We start from the raw sequence: 18628 nt of genomic DNA on the forward strand, positions 1-18628 counted from the left end.
GCACAACTAGCTAAAGTGGGTCAATTTTCGGTCGGCGACAACATTATCTCTTGCTTGCTCAAGCATTTCTAGAGCGTCCTAAGCCATTGGCTGTGCGTCCAATTGCCATGAACTTTAAAAAGAAGGCGACTGAATTAGGTTTGCAAACCTATGCTGGCAAAGTTAAGCACGCCTTGCTCAGTGATCTCGTCATTTCAAAATTTGGGCGTGAGTGGTTGCAGGCCGTCATGCCTAAACTCGCAGCAAAGTCTGAAGGTAAGATCTTAAATTCGATTGATGGTGTGCTCTATTGCTATAAGAGTTCATCAACTTCAGTTGCCTATTTGCTTGCCGCAAGCGCCTTATTTGAAACATATGATCAAGCTATGCTGGCGCTTGAAGCCACTGATGAAGAAGAGCAAGTGGTCAGTAGTCGCCAATCGATCCGCATTCCCAAAAACGAATTACCCAAACACTATGCCGCGTCAAATGGCGATTATCGAGCGACCACGGAGCTGTTCCCAAAGATCAATGACTTTGTGGTTCGCAATCGATTACAAGCGCTTGGTTTGCCAAACTTTGGTGGTAGGAGCCACCCTAATTTGTTACAAGCGGCGAGCGCTTTTTATCTGGAGCAAAAATCATTAATTGAGTCCGCTACAGTATTTGGCGTTCCCTTGTCGCAACTGGAAAGTCTAGTGCGAAATGCTGGAGTGAGCATGGCGAAGGTACTGAAAATGATTGCTCAGGGCGGAGAACAGCGATTCTTTACGAAGACGCAACAAAATCTGCCGACAGTATGTTTTGCCAATTGAACCAAAAGCAATGAAGAACTAGTCAAAGGAGTTGCCAGACTGATCCGCACTCTAAGCTACGCGCTTTTATTACGATAAAGAGCATATTTGTAAGCTTTAGCCACGACTTTAAAAATACCCCTTCGCTGCAAAGGGCATTTTTATTGGGTTCAATTTCACGACTATATTAAACATTTCACGACTTTAATTGCTAATTCACGACTTTAATAGGTTGAAATAGTAGTTGAAATAATAATGAACCTCATTCGACAGTCACCGATTTGGCGAGGTTTCTAGGTTTGTCTACATCAGTGCCTTTGCGATGCGCTGTATGATAGGCCAAGAGTTGCAAAGGTATGCTGAAAACAATCGGTGCGAGTGGGCCGGTGTTCATTGGCAAAATCAAGGCTGATTTGACGTAGGGTAGTGCGGCTTCGCAGCCGGGCTCGGCGATCAGGAAAATTTGCCCTCCGCGTGCTTCTACCTCGCGCAAGTTCGACATTAATTTTTCAAACAAGGCATCATTGGCAGCACACACAATCGCGGGCATGTTTTCATCCACCAGAGCCAACGGGCCGTGTTTGAGCTCGCCTGCAGCATAACCCTCGGCGTGAATGTAGGCGATTTCCTTCAGCTTGAGTGCACCTTCCAGTGCAATAGGGAACAAGGTGTTGCGGCCCAGATAGAGCGCATGCTGGAAGTGGCTCAGGGCTTGCGCCCAGCCTTCCATTTCGGCTTCCTGTGCCAGTACCGCAGTGATCATCGCTGGTAGGCGTGGTAGCCAATTGGCCAGCTCGGCAAGCTGCGTCACATCCAGGGTTTGCCGTGCCTGCGCCAAACTGCCGGCCAAGACATAAAGTGCAGCCAATTGCGTGGTAAAGGCCTTGGTGGAGGCGACGCCAATTTCAATTCCGGCTTGGGTAAGCAGAACCAGATCGGCTTCACGGGTCAGCGTGGAATGGGCCACATTGCACAGGGCTAGGATTTTCACGTCGCCGCGTTCCTTGGCATTTCTGATGGCAGCCAGCAAGTCAGCAGTTTCACCCGATTGCGAAATGGCAATAATCAGCGTGCCTTGCTGTTCAAGGCCTTGGCTATAGCGGTATTCGCTGGCGATGTCCACGCTGACTGGCATACCGGTATATGCCTCTATCCAGTATCTGGCGACTAGCCCAGCGTGATAACTTGAGCCGCAGGCAATAATCCGCACTGCACTGGCCCGGCTGAAAATATCAGCCGCAGTGTCGCCAAACAATTCAGGTTTAAACCCCAGACTGAGGGCCTGGTTCAGCGTGTTGGCCAGCGCGACGGGTTGCTCGAAGATTTCTTTTTGCATGTAATGGCGATAAGGACCAAGTTCGGCCGAATCACTGCACACATCCAGCGTGCGCGTCTGGCGTTCGCTCGGTTGCCCTGCGTGATCCCAAATCCGGATGCCGCTCGCATCCAGCAGCGCCATATCGCCTTCTTCGAGATAAATCATTTTCTGCGTCAGAGGGAGCAAAGCGGCGATATCGGAGGCAAAAAAACTTTCCTGAAAACCCAGACCTATGACCAGAGGGCTACCTTGGCGGGCACAAATGACTTCAGTCGGGTGGGCCAGATCGAGCACGCCAATTGCGAATGCGCCTTTGAGTTTTTGTATGGCCAAACGAACTGCACCGAAAAAATCAGGCGTAGTTTTGGATTGTTGCGCAATTAAATGGGCGATGACTTCAGTATCGGTATCTGAGCTGAAAGCAAACCCGTCGCCGATCAGCGCTGCTTTGAGTTCGGCAAAATTCTCAATAATGCCGTTGTGCACCACCATGACGCTTTCTCCACCCAGATGGGGGTGTGCGTTTGCTTCGGTGGGGGCTCCATGCGTTGCCCAGCGCGTATGGGCAATGCCTATGTAGCCATTTGCAGTTGATGCTTTTTGCGCCAGATCGGCTACACGTCCAGCCACCCGGATTCGCTGCAAATAGGGCGTTCCATCGACATGATCAATAATGGCAAGACCACTGGAGTCGTAGCCGCGATATTCCAATCGCGCCAAACCTTCCAGCAGCATGGGTACAACATTTCGAGTCGAGATAGCGCCAACAATTCCACACATAAGCCAAGATCCTTAATTGATGCAGTGCAACGCCCGAACTGTAGGCGAGTTGCCTGCTGGTGTCCCTAAACAAAACACCTTATAAGCAGAGCGCAAGTGCTTTAGTGGGTCTTGACCGTTTGACGGATGGCGCTATCAATGCCTAGCTGGCTCACTACATTGAATTAAAGGTTTATGCGGGTTGGAGCTTGATATGGCCATTCAATTATTAAGTCTAGGCGTCATTGGAGTGCGCTTGCTTGATCGAATTCTGACGGCCAAAGCAATTTACCCAGAAGAATTGGCCGATCAAATCGTTGATGAAATCAATCAATATTTAAGCCGGGCACCAGAAGCCGAAAAAGCCATGCTATTTAATCTGGCTTGTGAGGTACACGAGGCGCTGGCTGATCGTTATGGTCGGGTTGATGCGCCCCAAACCCGTCTGGATATTTCGCAGATAATGGGGCTTTTGGTCTATCGCGCCAAAATGACAGCGAATCAGGGACGCTGAAGCTGTTATTACCCACCCATCTTCAATCTGAATAGCCACAAACCATATGGTTTGTGGCTATTTGCTGTATCAATTGCCATTTACAGTTCAATCAAAGGCATGCTGAGTGCCTTGGCTGCAGTTACTGCAGGCTGGCTTTGAATTGCTGCTCCAACTGCGCATATTGGCCATTGGCTTTGATCGTGTTCAGGCCTTGCTCAAACACTTGGCGCAGGCGTAAACCGTCGGGGTGTTTTTTGCTAAAGCCGATGTAAAACCTGGCCTGATTGACCAGACCTACTTCAATGATTTGAGTGCGGTAGCGCTGGTTGTTTTTCTGCATCAATTTGGCGGGCGTGCTATTGACCAGCGCATATTGCACCCGTCCGGCGAGCAGCTTTTTGAATTGCACTTCGTCGCCGGGCGAGCCGTCTTTGATGATTTTCCGGTTATTCATAATCAGTGGCGGGTAGGTATAGCCATTGGTGATGGCGACGGTGTGGCCTTCCAGATCGGCCACAGTAATTTTGCGATGCGGCGATTTGGCAAAAATGGACAGGCCTTCTACAAACAGCGGTGTGTTATGGAAGTGGTATTGCTGCTCGTTTTCACTATTGATTTCGATGTCAAAGCAGCCAAGCGCTGCGCCTGAGAGCGTCTCGCGCAGGCAGCGGGTAAATGGCACTGCGTTGTAATTGACCTTGATGCCTTGGCTGGCAAAGGCTGCGCTGATCACTTTGGGGGCAAAGCCCTGTATTTTGCCCGCGACGACGTAGGAGTAGGGCGCCCAATCGTCTTCCGCATTCAGCGTGATGGTTTCGGCGGCGTTGGCGCTCGGGGGGGATACGCTGGATAAAGTCAGCAGACTCAGAGATAAAATCAGGGCAGAAATCTTGTGCATGGCCATACTCGTGCGTTCTTTTGTACTTGGTCTTTTTGCCGCGGCCTTACGGGCTTTGGGGTACTTCTATAGGGTATATCTGGCTAACTAAATTGTATATTGCCTTCTGGCGATATACCTGCCTTGCTTTTCGCCAGCTTATCAGCGCATTTTTTGTGCGCAGTTCAGACCGTGCAGCTGTAATGATTGTCGGCGCAATCGATTTTCCGTGCAATCTTCAACTGGGCTTTAGTCAGATAACTGGGTTCATTTGCACAGTGGCGACTGCATCCGTGCTGCTGATGCTGTACTCCTGCACCAGTTGCTGCAAAGGCCAGCGCCCGTCTTCATAGGGCAAAATCAGTGGTGCCAGGCTGTGCTGAGCCAGACGTTTTTCGCAGGCGTCGGCGATATTGGGGTGACACATTGCTGCCGATATTGATTCTTGCAATGGATCATCCGACCAGATGATGTGCTCAAGATCAAAGGTGCGCAAAGTACTATTACGCTGATGGTGGCTGGAGAGCACAGCCTGATTGCCTGTCAGCAGCACCATGCCAATTTGCTGTACCAGATCCCACTCGCTCGGCCCCAGGCAGGCAATGCGCCCTAGGGGGCGATAGCGCAGCTCGTTGTATTCGCCCTGAATGCCGGGAAGGGCTAGCACGTGTTGCAAGGGGCTGCGCCTGGCGGCGTCTTCGAACAGAATTTCCAGATCCAGCCCTTGGTCGATGTCGGGCCAGAGCTGGGCGATTTTGCGCAAATCTTCCACTTTGCTCGCCAGCTCGCGGTAATGAGGCTGGCAGGGGCTGGCGTGGCGCGTTAATTGCCATACAGTCCACGGGCTGGCCAGCTTGCCGAGCGGATGGCTACCCACGATGACATCGGCCAGATTGCAGTTGAGCCGGTAGTTGCCAATCTTGGTTTGTGCGATCAGTTGCTCGATGTGCTGGCTAATCCGGCTGTGGATACCGAGCGTGGCGCAAGCGGGGAGTGCGTTAATCAGGCGACTCAATTCATGCTGTTGCTCTGCATGATAAGCCCACACATAAAGCACTGGGCCGGGGATGGTTTCTTTGAGCGTAGCCGGGTCGTCAATTTCAATCAGGGTCGGTGCCATGAATTGCCCGTCTGCCGTCGCGGTATTCAGCTGTGGCTGAAATACCTTGCAGCCTTGCGCCCTGCGTTGGCTTATTTCCTGCTCAAGCGCAGCCAGTGCAGCCGCATTGAGCATCGGCCCCAGATCACTGGCAGCGTGCGCCGGGTCGCCCACCACAAAGCTGTCCATCGCCTGTTTCAGCTGCAAAATCACCTGTTCTGCAATGTCTTGCTGCACACACAGTAGCCGCAAGGCTTCAGGGTGCTGACCGGCATTGAGCCACGCCGAATCCAGTACATCCTTGATCAGCAAGGGAAGGGTGGCGCTGCTGTCCGCGATCATCACATTCAGGCTACGGGGACGCGCCAGCAGGACGCGGCCCGCGCCAAATTCGGCTAGCGCCTGGCGGACTTTATGCGCGTTGGCCTGTGTGCCCTGAAAGCAGACGCCCTGACAGCGCTGATCGAGCGTCAATGCCGCGCCCAAGGCCGCGCCGCCGGGCAGCATTTGCAAGGCCGCTTCGGGAATGCCAACCTGATGAAGGCACCGAATGGCCAGCGCGGCAATCAGGCATGTTTCGGGCGCAGGTTTGGCAATCACTGTATTGCCGGTGAGCAGGGCGGCGACAATCGGTGCGATCCACATCGCCAGCGGCGAGTGTCGATCACCAATCACAATCACAATGCCCAGCGGCGCTGGTGCTGTTTCGGGCCAGGCTGATCGGGCTTGCTGGGCATGGTAACGGCATAGATCAATGGCCTGACGCAACTCGTTTCTTGCTTGCAACAAGGTGTAGCCACATTCGCTGATCAGCAGGTAGATCAGCGCGGCCTGGCGCTGCTGTAACTGGTTTGAAACGGCGTTGATCAGTCTGGCGCGTTCCTTGATGCTGCGTGCATGCCAGCTGCCCAGCTGAGCCTGCGCGCTGGTAAACGCTGGCTCGATGGCGGCAAATGGTGCATCGTAGCAATGCCCGATCACTTGCCGGGTATCGGCGGGTTTGTAGCAGATACGTGGTGTAGTATTGCTATCGGGCTCTTTTTCCATAATGGGTCTGGCGATATACCCCTCACTATGGTTTGAATTTAATAATGAATACCAGGCCAGACCCTGGGGCCAGAATAAAGGATCGTCTAGCGCCGGGGTTTCCCGTGGGGAGAAAACCTTGTTGGGGGCTGGAAAATGGTGTTCCCCCTTGACAAGCATCTCGCCAGCCTCGGCGCTCCCCGGTAACTGTTGAACGGTGTCCGGATTGGCATGGTGCTGCAAATAGCGCCTAACCAGATACGGCAATAATTCATGATGCGCGCCCACCGGGGCATACAGCCGACACGGCCGATCAATGCCCAGCTCTTTGGCGAGTTGGTACAGCGTTTCACCCAGACCAAATAGCGCCTGAAATTCAAAATCATGCGCCCCAGCCAGTTGATGAAGGTAAGACAACGTAAAGGGATTGTGCGTGGCAAATTGCGGGTGGATGCGCCCACCGCTTTGCAGCAGCGCCTGGGCGCAGGCCAGATAACATTGCTCGGTGTGCTCGGCTTGTGTCCAAACCGGATAGTGGCCGAGCGCAGCCTGCTGTGCCTGCCGGATTTCGCGCTCCCAGAATGCGCCTTTGACCAGCCGAACCTGAATCTGGCGTTGAGTCTGCTTGGTGTACTGGTTTAGCCATTTAACCGTATGCAGGGCGTTTTTCTGGCAAGCCTGTACTGTGATTCCCAGGCCATCCCAGTGCGCCAGATGATCTGCCTGCAGCAGGCGTGAAAATAACTGCAGCGTCAGTAGCTGGCGGCTGCTTTCTTCGGCTTCGATCATCAGGCCGATATCATAGTGCTTGGCCAGCAGAGCCAGCTGGAGCAGCCGCGGATACAGCACTTCCTGCACTTGCTGGTAATGCAGCAGATTAAACTGCTCATACAGCGTCGATAGCTTGACCGAGACGTCAGGGCTAAGCCGTGTACCACCCTGATGGGCGCGGCCAATCAGATGGATGGCAATTTCGTATTGCTCAAAGCAATAAGCCGCATCTTCCCGGCCAATGGCCGACTCGCCCGAGAGGGCGAACGCGTATAGAAAATCCGGATCTTGCTGCTTCAGGGCACTTTCAATGTCCTGGGCGATAATCAGCTGGCTTGCCAGCATATGCATGGCCTTTTTCATGCCTTCGCGGATCACCGGCGCCGCCAGTGGCTGCGGCAGATGTTCGGCCACATCCAGCCCTAATGTCGCCAGATTGATTGCCCACGATGGGCTGGCTCCGCGATAGGTGTGCCACTGCGCCGAGTGCAATTGCGTTTCAATCAAACGGTCTAGCTGTGGCTGATCGCTGATGCGCAAAACACCTTCAGCAAGATTGATCAGGGCTTGTCCGGCAGGGCTGGACAGCGGGTATTGCATCAGCAGATTATCCACGCTGCCTTGCCCTTGCCGGGCAAAGTGCAGCTTTTGCTTAAGCAAATGAGCCAGTGCATCGGCCCGCAAGCTCTGCTCGGCCACTAGATGGACTGCGCCCCTGATTTGTCTGGCCAGGCTGAGCTCGTCAGCCAGCTGCGCCTGTGCCAGCGGCGCAAACATGGCGGGTAAGGCTGGAAAGGCGGGAAAGCCTGGCTGGGCCCGAATCATGGGCGACTCCAAAAAAGCATCAGTACAAAAGGCAAGGTGTGGTTCTGTCCGAAATGATCGGGTTTGCTGTACTAGACCTTAAAGCGGCGGATGGTGTTGTCCAGACTCTGGGCAATCTGGCTTAAGCGCTCGGAGAGCCGGTTGGTGCTGGCGGCGGCGCTGTGATTTTCTTCGCTGGCCTGGGCGATCTGCTCGACATGGCGGGCAATCTCATGGCTGGCCGTGCTTTGCTCCTTGATCGCGCTGCTGATGCTGGTGATATGCTCGACCGAACGCCGTGATACCGCTTCAATTTGCGCTAGCGCCTCGGCAACGCTTTGTGTGCTACGCACGCCGTTTTCAACCAGATGCGTGGCGGCCCGCATGCCTTCAGCGGCGGTGCTGGTGTCTCTTTGCACCGAATCAATCTTGCTGGTGATTTCTATCGTCGCCTGCGTGGTTCGTTCGGCCAGCTTGCGCACTTCATCGGCGACCACCGCAAAACCGCGCCCCAGATCGCCCGCTCGGGCCGCTTCAATCGCGGCATTCAGGGCCAGCAAATTGGTCTGGTCGGCAATATCCTTGATCACCATGGCGATGCTGCCAATTTCATCCGAGCGCTGATTAAGCTGCACGATTACTTGTGAAGAATGGTTGATTGAATTGGCAATCTGGTTGATTTCAGTCGCGGCTTTTTGCGCCGTTAGTGCACCTTCGGTCGCGGTTTGTGCTGCCTCGTGGGTTTCATGCTCCATATTGTGCGCATTATCGGCAATCATGTTCACGCTCACTGTCAGCTGCTCAATCGCTGCTGCCGTTGATGCCGACGCTTCGGCTTGCAGATGAGACGACTGGGTAATTTGCGACGAGGCACTGGTGAGTTCGTGCGCGGCGCTGATCAGCTCGCTGGAGTTGCGGTTGGCCTGCGAAATTACCTCGCACATGCCGGTAAACAGCCGATTGAGTGCGCTGGTGGTTTGGCCGATTTCGTCCTGATTATGCGCTTTCAGGCGCAAACCGATATGGCCGGAGCGGTCGATTTCGCCAATATCGCGCTGCATTTCATTCAGCGGCGTGGTGACCGATTTTATAATGACAATGCTGGCTGCAAGGCCAGCCAGGATCGCCAGCGCCATCAGGATCAGGCTTAAACGCAATTTTTCGGTCTTGATGGCATCCACTTTGCCCTCAATCGCGTTGACGTTGGTAATCGCCTGTTTGGCTTGCGTGCTCAGGCTGTCGCTAAGCGTGCGCACGGGCTCCTTGTATTTACCAAAGGCTTTGTTAGCTTCGCCAGTATTGGCGAATTGCCCGGCCGAGAGCTGGGTAAAAGTTTCGCCAAAGCCCTGCGCATATTGATTCAGACTTTCTTTTAACGTTTGTAATTGTGCTGTCTGAGCGGGGTTGGCCAGCTTTTCTGCGGCGGCAATCGCAGCTTGGGTTTCATTTAGACTATCATCCCATTTCTTTTTGTATTCGGCGATTTTCTCGCCTTCGCTCAGATTGATGAAGGCGTCTTTTTCGTAGCGCCGCAGATCGCCAACGTGTTTTTGCGCATCAATGATATTGATGCCAAATTGCAATTCGGTTCGCAGCAGCTCGCTCACGACGCCGTGCTGCTTGCTCATGCCGAGCAAGCCGACAATCCCGATCACAATCAGTAGTGCGATCATGATCACGAAACCGACGGTAATTTTTGCTGCAATGGAGAGTTGGTTTAGCATCTGCATGACCTCAAGTTTGAAATCGCTGGTTCAGCCTCAGTTTAGCTTTGATAAGCGGATTAGCAAGTGGGCAAAGGTCTGGAGCGCAAGCGTAAAAAATGTAATAATTTCTTAATAATTCATGGCATTAGAGAAGGTTGGTGTATGTCGGAAGTGATTGAATTAAGCCCGTATGAACTCTTAGGTGGGCCAGCCGTTTTGCGTCAGCTGGTGGATCGTTTTTATGACATCATGGCGACAGATCCACGGGCGGCGGGCATTCACGCCATGCATGCACCAGACAGCGCGCTGATTCGTGATAAGTTTTTTGATTTTTTGTCCGGCTGGCTGGGCGGGCCGCAATTATTTATTGAAAAATATGGTCATCCGCGTTTGCGGGCACGGCATATGCCGTTTGCCATTGGCGAGGCTGAGCGCGATCAGTGGCTGCTTTGCATGTATCAGGCAATGAGCGAAATTGCGATGAGCGATGCGCTGCGCGAGCACTTGGAAGAAGCGTTTTTCAAAACGGCTGATTTTATGCGGAACAAAGAATAGGGTATATCGCTGTAGCTCTATCTAGATTTAGTTTAGCGAGTAATGCTGAGGTAGGGTATATGAAAAAGGCCGCATAAAAGCGGCCTTTTTCATGCTCAGACGTGCTTAAAAAATACCGCCCGCAAAATCATTCTGCCGCCAGGCTTCGTACACCGTGATGGCGACGGCATTGGATAGATTCAGGCTGCGATTGTCCGGGTGCATCGGCAGGCGAATCCGGTCTTGCGGGGCGAATTCGGCCAGAATCTCGGCGGGCAATCCGCGCGTTTCCGGGCCAAACACCAGCACATCACCGGGTTTGAATTGCACCAGATCGTAGCGCTGCGAGCCTTTGGTCGTTCCGGCAAAAAATCGCCTTCCAGCCAGCGCGACGCGGCAATCAGCCCAGTTCTCATGCACCTGCATTTGCGCGTATTCATGGTAATCCAGCCCGGCGCGGCGCATTTTGGTGTCGTCAAGCGGAAAGCCCAGTGGTTTTACCAGATGCAATGTACAGCCGGTATTGGCGGCCAGACGGATAATATTGCCGGTATTGGGCGGGATTTCAGGCTGGTATAAAACGATCTCGAACATAAGCTCTTATTGCTCTTATTGGTAGATGGCAGCAAGTTGGAAAGCGCGGCAGCGGCGGCTAAAGCCTGCAAAAAGCACTCGCCGCGCCAGGTGCCGCAATCATACCAAAGCCGTGGCGAGGTTGCCGCAGGAACTGACTTGCAGGCCGTGAGCGGCCTGCGCCGCGACAAATGAGCTGATCAGGCGCAAAACTCGTGGCTTTTGCCTGACATTAGCGGCGTGTGGCTGTTAGAATCGTTGCAACTTTTGTTTGCGAATCCATCATGAATCAAACTGCCACGCTCCTGATCAGCTGCCCAGACCGCAAAGGCCTGTCTGCAGCAATTGCCAATTTTCTGTATACCTACAACGCCAATATCGTTCACTCCGACCAGCATCAGGACAATACCGATAATCTATTTCTGATGCGGATCGAGTGGGATTTATCCGATTTCACGCTGGATATGAATGCTTTTTCGGCGGCTTTTCAGCCGATTGCAGATCGATTCGAGATGACCTGGAAAGTGGCGCTGTCTAATCGCCCGCAGAAAATGGCCATTTTCGTGTCGAAATACGATCATTGCTTGGTTGATTTGCTGCACCGACATAAAAGTGGCGAGCTCAATTGCGAGATTCCGCTGATTATTTCCAATCACGAAGATTGCCGCGCGCTGGCCGAATTTTACGGCATCGAGTACCACGTGATTTCTGTTACCAAAGACAATAAAGCGCAAGCCGAGGCCGAGCAAAAAGCGCTGCTGGCTGAGAAAGAAATCGATCTGATCGTGCTGGCGCGCTATATGCAGGTACTCAGTCACGAATTTACCGCCGCTTACCCGCAGCGGGTGATCAATATTCACCACAGCTTCCTGCCAGCGTTTGACGGTGCCAAGCCATATCACCGCGCTTTTGCGCGTGGCGTGAAGCTGATCGGCGCCACCAGCCATTATGTGACCGAAATTCTCGATGACGGCCCGATTATCGAGCAGGACGTGAACCGGATTTCTCACCGTGATGATGTTGAAGCGCTGATCCAGAAAGGCCGTGATCTGGAGCGCGTCGTGCTCTCGCGCGCGGTGCGCTGGCATCTGGAACACCGCGTACTGGTGTATTCAAACAAAACAGTGATTTTTGACTAAGCGATTTTCGATTAAATCATCTTCGACTAGCCCAGCCGTGGCGGGCTAGACACAATGCGCGGTGATCCCGCGCATTGTTTTTTGCAAGACGAATTACAGGCAGACCAGCGCGGTGCCAAGCAGGATAATCATCGCGCCAGCAATGGTATTGCCGCCGATATGTTCACCCAGAAACACCGCACCCCAGAGCACGCCAAATACCGGAATCAGAAAAGTGACGGTCAGCGTTGAGGCCGCGCCGATCTCGCGCACCAGGCGGAAATACAGCAAATAGGCAAAGCCGGTGCACAGGACGGCCAGCGCAATAATCGCCAGCCAGACCGATGGCGTGGGTGTGGTTAGCGGCTGGCTGCTCAAAAACAGCGGTGCCAGCAGCAGGCTGGCGCCCCACATACTGCCGTGCGCGACCTGAAACGGCGCAATGTGCTGGGCTTTGAGCTTGGTATAGGCACTGGCGATCCCATAGCACAAGGTGGCACCCAGGCAGGCTAGAATACCCAGAATCGCTCCGGACTGAGTGCTGATCCGGTCAAACCCCACCAGCACCGCCACCCCCAGCATGCCAAGTAATAAGCCCAGACACACTTTGCGCGCCGGCATTTTGCGCATGAGCAAAGCCATGATGACCGCGCCCCAGATCGGTGCCGTGGCGTTCAGAATCGACATCATTGACGCATTGAGGGTACGGGCCGCGAAGCCGTAAGCCAGAAAAGGCAGTGCGGTATTAAACAAGCCGAGAAACAGATATTCCCGCCAGTTCTGCCAGTCAAACCGGTGCTTGAGCGCCGCAGCAACCAGCCCCAGAAACACCGCTGCCAGCCCGATGCGGGCGCTGATCAGCCAGATCGGCCCCAGGCTGGGGACGGCAATGCGCATAAACAGAAAGGAAGCGCCCCAGATCGCGGCAAGCAAAATCAGGCGGGTGGCGTTGGCAAAAGTCATGGTAGGCATCGCATCAGCAAGGTGGCTTTATTGTGCGATGCCTCGATAGTGATAGCTAGGGATAATTGCTGCCGGATTTCCCGTATTGCCAATAGGCGATAAAGCCGTAGTAGCCGAATATCGTAATTGCCCACGTTGCCAATGTGCAGGATTTATTGCCGCCAGTTCAGCTGCTCGTGCAGTTTGACCACATCGCCAATAATCAGCAGCGCTGGCGGTTTGATGTGGCTGTCACGGACGGTTTGCGCCAGCGTGCTGAGCTCGGCAATCACGACTCTTTGCTGCGCCGTGGTCGCGCGCTCAATCACGGCGACTGGGGTATTGCCTGCTCGACCATGTTTGATGAGCTGTTCAGCAATATACCCTGCCTGTGCCACGCCCATGTAAACGACGACGGTTTCATTGGGGTTGACCAGACGTGGCCAATCGAGCTCGAGTTTGTCGGCGTCGCTGTCGGTGGCGCGGCGATGGCCGGTGACAAAGGTGACCGATTGCGCGTAATCGCGGTGCGTGAGCGGAATACCGGCGTAGCAGGACGCGCCGGCCGCCGAGGTAATGCCGGGAACCACTTCAAACGGAATTTGCGCAGCGGCCAGCTCGGCAATTTCTTCGCCGCCCCGGCCAAAAATAAACGGATCGCCCCCTTTAAGCCGCAATACTTTTTTGCCTTCCTGCGCCAGCCGCACCAGCAGCAGATTGATTTCTTCTTGCGGCAGCGCGTGGTTATTCGATTTCTTGCCGACATAAATGCGTTCGGCATCGCGGCGCACCAGCTCCATGATTTCGGCGCTGACCAGATTGTCATACAGCACGACATCGGCTTGCTGCATCAGGCGCAGCGCGCGGAAAGTGAGCAGGTCAGGGTTGCCCGGGCCGCTGCCTACCAGGTATACCGCACCCTGTATTGGCACCGAGCCCTTGTTGATTGCGTCTTCCAGAGCAATACGTGCTGTTTCAATCTGGCCGGAAAAGACCTGATCCGGGATGGGGCCAGCCAGAACGTTCTCCCAGAATTCGCGGCGGCTGGCCGGATCGGGTATTTTTTCCTTGGCCAGCGTGCGCAGCTGACTGCCCATTTTGGCCAGCTCGCCCCAGCCGTGCGGAATCAGCGCTTCGAGCTGGCTGCGCAAATGTCGCGCCAGCACCGGCACGCCGCCGCCCGTGGACAACGCAATGGTCAGCGGTGAACGGTCAACGATTGCCGGGGTAATAAAACGACTGTGCGCCGGGTCATCGACCGAGTTGACCAGAATACCCGCCGCTTCACAGGCGGCAAACACCGCTTGATTGACGCTGGCGTGATCGGTGGCAGCAATCACCAGTCTTTGTCCGGCAATGTGCGAGAGTGAAAACTCGGCCGGACGCCAATGTACTTTGCCGTGCTTGACCATTTCACGCATTTCATTGCACAGCTCGGGCGCGACAACCGTAATATCTGCGCCAGCCGAGGCCAGCAGCCGCAGCTTGCGCACGGCGATTTCGCCACCGCCGACAATCATGCAAGGCTGCTGTTTCAAGTTGATAAAAAGCGGGAAGTAGTCCATGGGTTTCACCTGCACAGTAAGGTGGCTATTGTCGCTTGGATTTGCCACTTTGCGCATAGAATTTGCCCGCTATTATTGATTTAAGTCGATTATTTACCGTTCCAATCATGCCATGATCGGCAGGTGCGCGCAGCGGCTGATCTTTTAACCTTGCGCGCGGCGGTACCTGCGGCCGCCAAGATCATGAGTAATCAATCAGGAGAAAACAATGAAAAAGCCAGTTGCATGGATGATGTTGACCTTGGGGCCCTTGCTAGCCTTGCCAGTGCAGGCATCGGGCGTTGAGGCGCTGATGAAATCGAAAAGCTGTTTTGCCTGTCATGCCACCAATACCAAAATGGTTGGTCCTTCATACAAGGATGTGGCGGCCAAATACAAAACCGACAAAGGCGCAGTTAGCAAATTGGCGCTGAAAATCCGCAAAGGCGGAGCTGGGGTTTGGGGGGGCGTGCCGATGCCAGCCAACGCGGTCAGCGAGGCCGAAGCCAAACAGATGGCCGAGTGGATTTTGAAAGTGAAATAATACCGTGGCAGGTTTTGGCTTGGCTTTGGAACTTCGGTGTCAGATCTGGCCTCCCATCACGACTAATCGGTAATCATCCGAATGAATGTGGAGCCTGATCATGCTGATTCGTCGTCCCGGCGATATTTTGCCATCCGAAATTACCCCCAAAGACGTGTTTTTGAACCGTCGGCAATTTATGGCTGCGGCAGCCGGCAGCGCTTTGCTGGCTGGCGAAGCTGCTGCAGCCTTAAAAGGCATTCCCAGCCGCTATTCGGCCTCCGAGCAGCCCAATAGCCGCAAAGAAATCACCTCCTACAATAATTTTTACGAGTTTGGCACCAGCAAGGAAGACCCGGCCAGAAATGCGGGCAGCTTGAAAACCCGCCCGTGGCAAGTGGTGGTCGAAGGCGAGGCGGGTAAACCCAAAACCTTCGGCATCGAAGAGATATTAAAGCTGGCGCCGCTGGAAGAGCGTATCTACCGCCTGCGCTGTGTGGAAGGCTGGTCCATGGTGATACCTTGGGTGGGTATCCCACTGGCGAGCTTACTCAAAGCCGTACAGCCAACGGGCAATGCCAAATTTGTCGCCTTTGAAACGCTCAATGATCCCAAGCAAATGCCGGGGCTGGCGAGCCGGGTGCTGGATTGGCCGTATCGCGAGGGCTTGCGCATGGACGAAGCCCTGCATCCACTGACCATACTGGCGGTGGGCTTGTATGGCGAAGTGCTGCCCAATCAGAATGGCGCACCCATCCGCCTAGTGGTGCCGTGGAAATATGGGTTCAAGAGCATCAAATCCATTGTGCGGATCCGCTTGCAGGCGCAACAGCCCGCAACGAGCTGGAATCTGGCCGCGCCCAACGAATATGGTTTTTATTCCAATGTGAACCCCGCAGTGGCGCACCCGCGCTGGAGTCAGGCCACAGAACGGCGCATCGGCGAATTCCTCAAACGCAAAACGCTGCCGTTTAACGGCTACGGCGATCAGGTGGCCCGCTTGTATCAGGGGATGGATTTGGCGAAGTTTTTCTAGGGTATAAGCTGGAAGTTATTTCTGATATTGGTTTGTGGCTATATACGTATAGGGAGTAGTTCTGGTGTTGCTGCGCGTATTACAAAGCGGGTCTTTATGGTTTGTACTGTCCTTATTGCCATTGCTGCGCGCTGTGTTGCTGCTCTGGCAGGGAGAGCTGGTCAATCCGGTTGAATTTATTACGCGCTCGAGCGGTACCTGGGCGCTGGTATTTTTATTGCTGACCCTGGCGATCACGCCGCTGCGGCAGATTAGTGGTTGGTCGGGCTGGCTGCAGTACCGGCGCATGCTTGGGCTGTATGCATTTTTTTATGCCGTGCTGCACTTTGGTATTTATCTCTGGCTTGATCAGTTGTTTGATTGGGCTGCAATCGTGCGCGATATTATTGAGCGGCCATTTATCACTGTCGGCATGCTGGCTTTGCTACTCTTGATACCGCTGGCGATGACTTCGACCAAGGCCATGATGCGCCGGCTCAAGCGCCGCTGGGGGCAATTGCATCGACTGATTTATCCGATTGCGATTCTGGCGGTGGTGCATTTCTGGTGGCTGGTGAAAAAAGACCTGAGCGAGCCGATGATCTATGCCGCCGTGCTGACGCTCTTGCTTGGCTGGCGCTGCCGTGCCTGGTTGCTCGGTTTTACAGGCCGCCTGAAGCAACAAAATGCACGCGCTCATAATCCGCACCGCGGCCAAGCAGGCTAACCAGACGGATGCGATTCATTTGTTTGCCATCCCAGTAATCGAGCAGACGCCCCTGTCTGAACCAGCCGGGGGGCAGCAGCAACGTGGCTGGCGATTTCAGCGCTGGCATCGCGCCGAGCATCAGCACCTGGGTAAAGTCGCCCTGACCAAAACGGGCCGCATCCTGCGCGCGGATACAGGCCGCCTCAGGAATGCCGGGTAGCAGCTCGATGCCGATTTCCCAGTGTGCTGCACATTGTGATAACCAACGGATTTGCCCCAGAAACTGCGCTTTGCCGTCGGCCAACAGGATTAGCTGATGCAGTTGCAGGCGCTGGGCGAGTGCGGTGCTGCTGTTCAGGCACATGCCTTGCGCTGTTTCATTCACAATTTGCCATTGCTGCGTTTCCGGCGCTGCTGGCGCGATCACCTGGCGAGCGCGGGTTTGGCCGAACATCCGGATCTGCATCAATTCGGTGCTGCTTATTTGATGCTCGTTTTGCGGTGGCGGCGCAAATTGATGGCGTGCCAGCCACAGGTGCAGATTGTTCAGGCCAACTCCGGCCTCAAGGTATTGCTCGCTGCTGCGGCGTACCAGCGTGCGCTCCATAGGATGATCGCACCAGAGCCGATATAGATCACGCAGAATTTCTTCGGCTGCCTGCGGCCCCAGCTCATTGCCTAGGCCGATCTTCTCCGGCATTTCGCCCAGTTTGAGCAGCTTGATCCGCTTGCTGATCACCTGAGCCAGCGCCAGCGTATCGATTTCGAGTTCGCTATCCTGTGCGCGCGGATGGGGGCGACGCGTGGCTGGTGCCGGGGTGGCCAGATCGATGCAGAGTGGCGCACGCTGCGGCAGGGTGGGGGCTTGTGCCTGCAGTGAGGTGCGCGTGGCGAGAATTTCCAGCCGATTATTGAGCCAGGCTTGTTGTTTGAACGAATACTGCGCCGGGTTGGCCATATTGAATAGCAAGGCGTGCAGAAATATCGATTCCGGTGTACTGGTGCCGCTGATGGGGATCAGGCTGTCGCGCGCTTTGAGTTTTTCAATATGCTGGGTTTTGGCCAGCTCGTAATAAGCAAACAATTGCCGCCATTCTTTGTCTCCCGGTTTGCGGTAGATATGCGCCAGATGTTGCAGATTTTTATTGGCGTAATACAGCGTTCGCTCGGCCAGGAGCGGCAAAAATTCGGCAATGCCCAGCTGATTCTTGCACGCAGCATGCCAGGCGCGTGCATAGGCTGTTTCAAGCAAGCGCCACAAATTGGCAATCGATTGCCAGATTTTCTCTTCTTCGTCGCTCAGGGGCAGCGCTTTGCCGATCAGTTTACTCAGTGTCGCGTCTTGCAGTACGTGCACTGATTCGCGGAACTGTTCGACAATTTTCAGGCTTTCCAGCGCGGCCAGATCGCTTTGGTTTAATTCCGATAGTGCCTGGCTAATTTCGGCATGGGCAATCGGCACATTGATCATCGGGAGTAATTTGAGCCAGTCACGGGCAGTTCGCACATCGTCAAATTGGGGTGTGCTACTGCCGCCCACAGCGGGGAGTGTGCGCTGAATCAAAACCTCGATCATGGCTTTAATTGCTCAAGTTGGTGTTGCAATTGTTCAAGAAGAGCTGCTGCCGGGGTGTAAACCTGACGATCCGGATTTGCGCTGGCCCAGATTGGGGCAGGAAAGTGCAGATCATCGCGCCAGCGCGGGATAATGTGCCAGTGTACATGCGGCACCATATTGCCCAAGCTGGCTAGATTGATTTTAGCCGGATTTAAAACGCTGCGCTGAATGCTTTCAACGGCCCAGACGATATTCATTAATTCGGTGCGTTCTGCGACGGACAGATCGGTCATTTCGGCCGCATGACGATTCAGAATAACTCGGCAAAATCCGGGGTAATCAGGCTCATCCGCCAGCACGACGCGCGCCAAGTCATTGCGCCAGACAATTTTGCCGCCGTCTTGCTGGCAGAGTGGGCACTGGGTAGGCATGGATGAAGTCCGTCAGCTAAATAATCTTTTGATTATATTACGCGCAGGCGGT

Annotated in this window: 17 protein-coding genes; 8 read left to right on the top strand and 9 right to left on the bottom strand. The window is 54.3% G+C overall.

Features of this window, described 5'->3' with window-relative positions; translation table 11 throughout:
- Positions 1–50 precede the first annotated feature (50 nt).
- Positions 51–794, top strand: coding sequence for a hypothetical protein (locus ABHF33_RS13535; RefSeq protein ID WP_348944439.1), 744 nt, complete (start codon positions 51–53; stop codon positions 792–794).
- A 241-nt stretch (positions 795–1035) separates the two neighbouring features.
- Here ABHF33_RS13535 and glmS read toward each other — a convergent pair whose 3' ends face one another.
- Entirely contained in the window at positions 1036–2871 is a 1836-nt protein-coding gene (gene glmS / locus ABHF33_RS13540) for a glutamine--fructose-6-phosphate transaminase (isomerizing) (protein ID WP_348944440.1), read from the bottom strand.
- A gap of 193 nt (positions 2872–3064) precedes the next feature.
- On the opposite strand from glmS, the gene ABHF33_RS13545 reads away from it, so the two are divergent.
- On the top strand, positions 3065–3364 hold the full coding sequence (locus ABHF33_RS13545) for a hypothetical protein (protein ID WP_157669949.1): 300 nt from the start codon (positions 3065–3067) through the stop codon (positions 3362–3364).
- 121 nt (positions 3365–3485) lie between these two features.
- Here ABHF33_RS13545 and ABHF33_RS13550 read toward each other — a convergent pair whose 3' ends face one another.
- From ABHF33_RS13550 to ABHF33_RS13560, 3 genes are all read right to left on the bottom strand, one after another.
- Positions 3486–4244 (bottom strand): substrate-binding periplasmic protein, encoded by a 759-nt coding sequence (locus ABHF33_RS13550; protein ID WP_348944441.1) that lies wholly within the window; start codon positions 4242–4244, stop codon positions 3486–3488.
- A 232-nt stretch (positions 4245–4476) separates the two neighbouring features.
- The gene (gene putA, locus ABHF33_RS13555) at positions 4477–7944 is read right to left on the bottom strand and encodes a bifunctional proline dehydrogenase/L-glutamate gamma-semialdehyde dehydrogenase PutA (RefSeq protein ID WP_348944442.1); all 3468 of its coding nucleotides are present in this window, start codon (positions 7942–7944) and stop codon (positions 4477–4479) included.
- 71 nt (positions 7945–8015) lie between these two features.
- On the bottom strand, positions 8016–9647 hold the full coding sequence (locus ABHF33_RS13560) for a methyl-accepting chemotaxis protein (RefSeq protein WP_348944443.1): 1632 nt from the start codon (positions 9645–9647) through the stop codon (positions 8016–8018).
- A 144-nt stretch (positions 9648–9791) separates the two neighbouring features.
- Here ABHF33_RS13560 and ABHF33_RS13565 point away from each other — a divergent pair, with 144 nt between their 5' ends.
- On the top strand, positions 9792–10184 hold the full coding sequence (locus tag ABHF33_RS13565) for a group II truncated hemoglobin (RefSeq protein WP_348944444.1): 393 nt from the start codon (positions 9792–9794) through the stop codon (positions 10182–10184).
- Between the two features lie 105 nt (positions 10185–10289).
- On the opposite strand, the gene ABHF33_RS13570 is transcribed toward ABHF33_RS13565, so the two are convergent.
- Positions 10290–10757 carry a tRNA (cytidine(34)-2'-O)-methyltransferase gene (locus tag ABHF33_RS13570; RefSeq protein WP_348944445.1) on the bottom strand — a complete coding sequence of 156 codons (468 nt, stop codon included), beginning with the start codon at positions 10755–10757 and terminating at the stop codon, positions 10290–10292.
- 9 nt (positions 10758–10766) lie between these two features.
- On the opposite strand from ABHF33_RS13570, the gene ABHF33_RS13575 reads away from it, so the two are divergent.
- Both ABHF33_RS13575 and purU read left to right on the top strand, forming a co-directional pair.
- Positions 10767–10931: a hypothetical protein gene (locus tag ABHF33_RS13575; protein WP_348944446.1), complete on the top strand. Its 165-nt coding sequence runs from the start codon at positions 10767–10769 to the stop codon at positions 10929–10931.
- An 89-nt stretch (positions 10932–11020) separates the two neighbouring features.
- Entirely contained in the window at positions 11021–11875 is an 855-nt protein-coding gene (gene purU / locus ABHF33_RS13580) for a formyltetrahydrofolate deformylase (protein WP_348944447.1), read from the top strand.
- 93 nt (positions 11876–11968) lie between these two features.
- Here purU and ABHF33_RS13585 read toward each other — a convergent pair whose 3' ends face one another.
- Positions 11969–12817, bottom strand: a complete 849-nt coding sequence (locus ABHF33_RS13585; protein ID WP_348944448.1) for a DMT family transporter — start codon at positions 12815–12817, stop codon at positions 11969–11971.
- Positions 12818–12969: 152 nt separating this feature from the next.
- Complete coding sequence (gene cysG, locus ABHF33_RS13590; RefSeq protein WP_432803939.1) at positions 12970–14418, bottom strand: siroheme synthase CysG; 1449 nt, start codon at positions 14416–14418, stop codon at positions 12970–12972.
- Between the two features lie 151 nt (positions 14419–14569).
- Between cysG and ABHF33_RS13595 the strand changes: the two genes are divergently transcribed.
- From ABHF33_RS13595 to ABHF33_RS13605, 3 genes are all read left to right on the top strand, one after another.
- Positions 14570–14884, top strand: a complete 315-nt coding sequence (locus ABHF33_RS13595; RefSeq protein ID WP_348944449.1) for a c-type cytochrome — start codon at positions 14570–14572, stop codon at positions 14882–14884.
- A gap of 100 nt (positions 14885–14984) precedes the next feature.
- Positions 14985–15899 (top strand): protein-methionine-sulfoxide reductase catalytic subunit MsrP, encoded by a 915-nt coding sequence (gene msrP, locus ABHF33_RS13600; protein WP_348944450.1) that lies wholly within the window; start codon positions 14985–14987, stop codon positions 15897–15899.
- Positions 15900–15963: 64 nt separating this feature from the next.
- Positions 15964–16605, top strand: coding sequence for a sulfite oxidase heme-binding subunit YedZ (locus tag ABHF33_RS13605; RefSeq protein ID WP_348944451.1), 642 nt, complete (start codon positions 15964–15966; stop codon positions 16603–16605).
- Here ABHF33_RS13605 and ABHF33_RS13610 read toward each other — a convergent pair.
- Both ABHF33_RS13610 and ABHF33_RS13615 read right to left on the bottom strand, forming a co-directional pair.
- On the bottom strand, positions 16541–18163 hold the full coding sequence (locus ABHF33_RS13610) for a hypothetical protein (protein WP_348944452.1): 1623 nt from the start codon (positions 18161–18163) through the stop codon (positions 16541–16543). The genes ABHF33_RS13605 and ABHF33_RS13610 overlap by 65 nt on opposite strands.
- Positions 18160–18576, bottom strand: coding sequence for an HIT family protein (locus ABHF33_RS13615; protein ID WP_348944453.1), 417 nt, complete (start codon positions 18574–18576; stop codon positions 18160–18162). Before ABHF33_RS13615 ends, ABHF33_RS13610 begins: the two co-directional genes overlap by 4 nt.
- Between the last annotated feature and the right edge of the window lie 52 nt (positions 18577–18628).

The sequence above is a fragment of the Chitinibacter sp. FCG-7 genome, assembly GCF_040047665.1.
GTDB lineage: Bacteria > Pseudomonadota > Gammaproteobacteria > Burkholderiales > Chitinibacteraceae > Chitinibacter > Chitinibacter mangrovi.

Excerpts from the sequence above, each read along its gene's own strand:
- ABHF33_RS13560 (WP_348944443.1), bottom strand. The coding sequence starts at position 9,647 with ATGCTAAACCAACTCTCCATTGCAGCAAAAATTACCGTCGGTTTCGTG.
- ABHF33_RS13550 (WP_348944441.1), bottom strand. The coding sequence starts at position 4,244 with ATGCACAAGATTTCTGCCCTGATTTTATCTCTGAGTCTGCTGACTTTA.
- purU (WP_348944447.1), top strand. The coding sequence starts at position 11,021 with ATGAATCAAACTGCCACGCTCCTGATCAGCTGCCCAGACCGCAAAGGC.
- ABHF33_RS13610 (WP_348944452.1), bottom strand. The coding sequence starts at position 18,163 with ATGATCGAGGTTTTGATTCAGCGCACACTCCCCGCTGTGGGCGGCAGT.
- ABHF33_RS13615 (WP_348944453.1), bottom strand. The coding sequence starts at position 18,576 with ATGCCTACCCAGTGCCCACTCTGCCAGCAAGACGGCGGCAAAATTGTC.
- msrP (WP_348944450.1), top strand. The coding sequence starts at position 14,985 with ATGCTGATTCGTCGTCCCGGCGATATTTTGCCATCCGAAATTACCCCC.
- ABHF33_RS13545 (WP_157669949.1), top strand. The coding sequence starts at position 3,065 with ATGGCCATTCAATTATTAAGTCTAGGCGTCATTGGAGTGCGCTTGCTT.
- ABHF33_RS13570 (WP_348944445.1), bottom strand. The coding sequence starts at position 10,757 with ATGTTCGAGATCGTTTTATACCAGCCTGAAATCCCGCCCAATACCGGC.
- glmS (WP_348944440.1), bottom strand. The coding sequence starts at position 2,871 with ATGTGTGGAATTGTTGGCGCTATCTCGACTCGAAATGTTGTACCCATG.
- ABHF33_RS13595 (WP_348944449.1), top strand. The coding sequence starts at position 14,570 with ATGAAAAAGCCAGTTGCATGGATGATGTTGACCTTGGGGCCCTTGCTA.
- cysG (WP_432803939.1), bottom strand. The coding sequence starts at position 14,418 with ATGCGCAAAGTGGCAAATCCAAGCGACAATAGCCACCTTACTGTGCAG.
- ABHF33_RS13565 (WP_348944444.1), top strand. The coding sequence starts at position 9,792 with ATGTCGGAAGTGATTGAATTAAGCCCGTATGAACTCTTAGGTGGGCCA.
- ABHF33_RS13585 (WP_348944448.1), bottom strand. The coding sequence starts at position 12,817 with ATGACTTTTGCCAACGCCACCCGCCTGATTTTGCTTGCCGCGATCTGG.
- putA (WP_348944442.1), bottom strand. The coding sequence starts at position 7,944 with ATGATTCGGGCCCAGCCAGGCTTTCCCGCCTTTCCAGCCTTACCCGCC.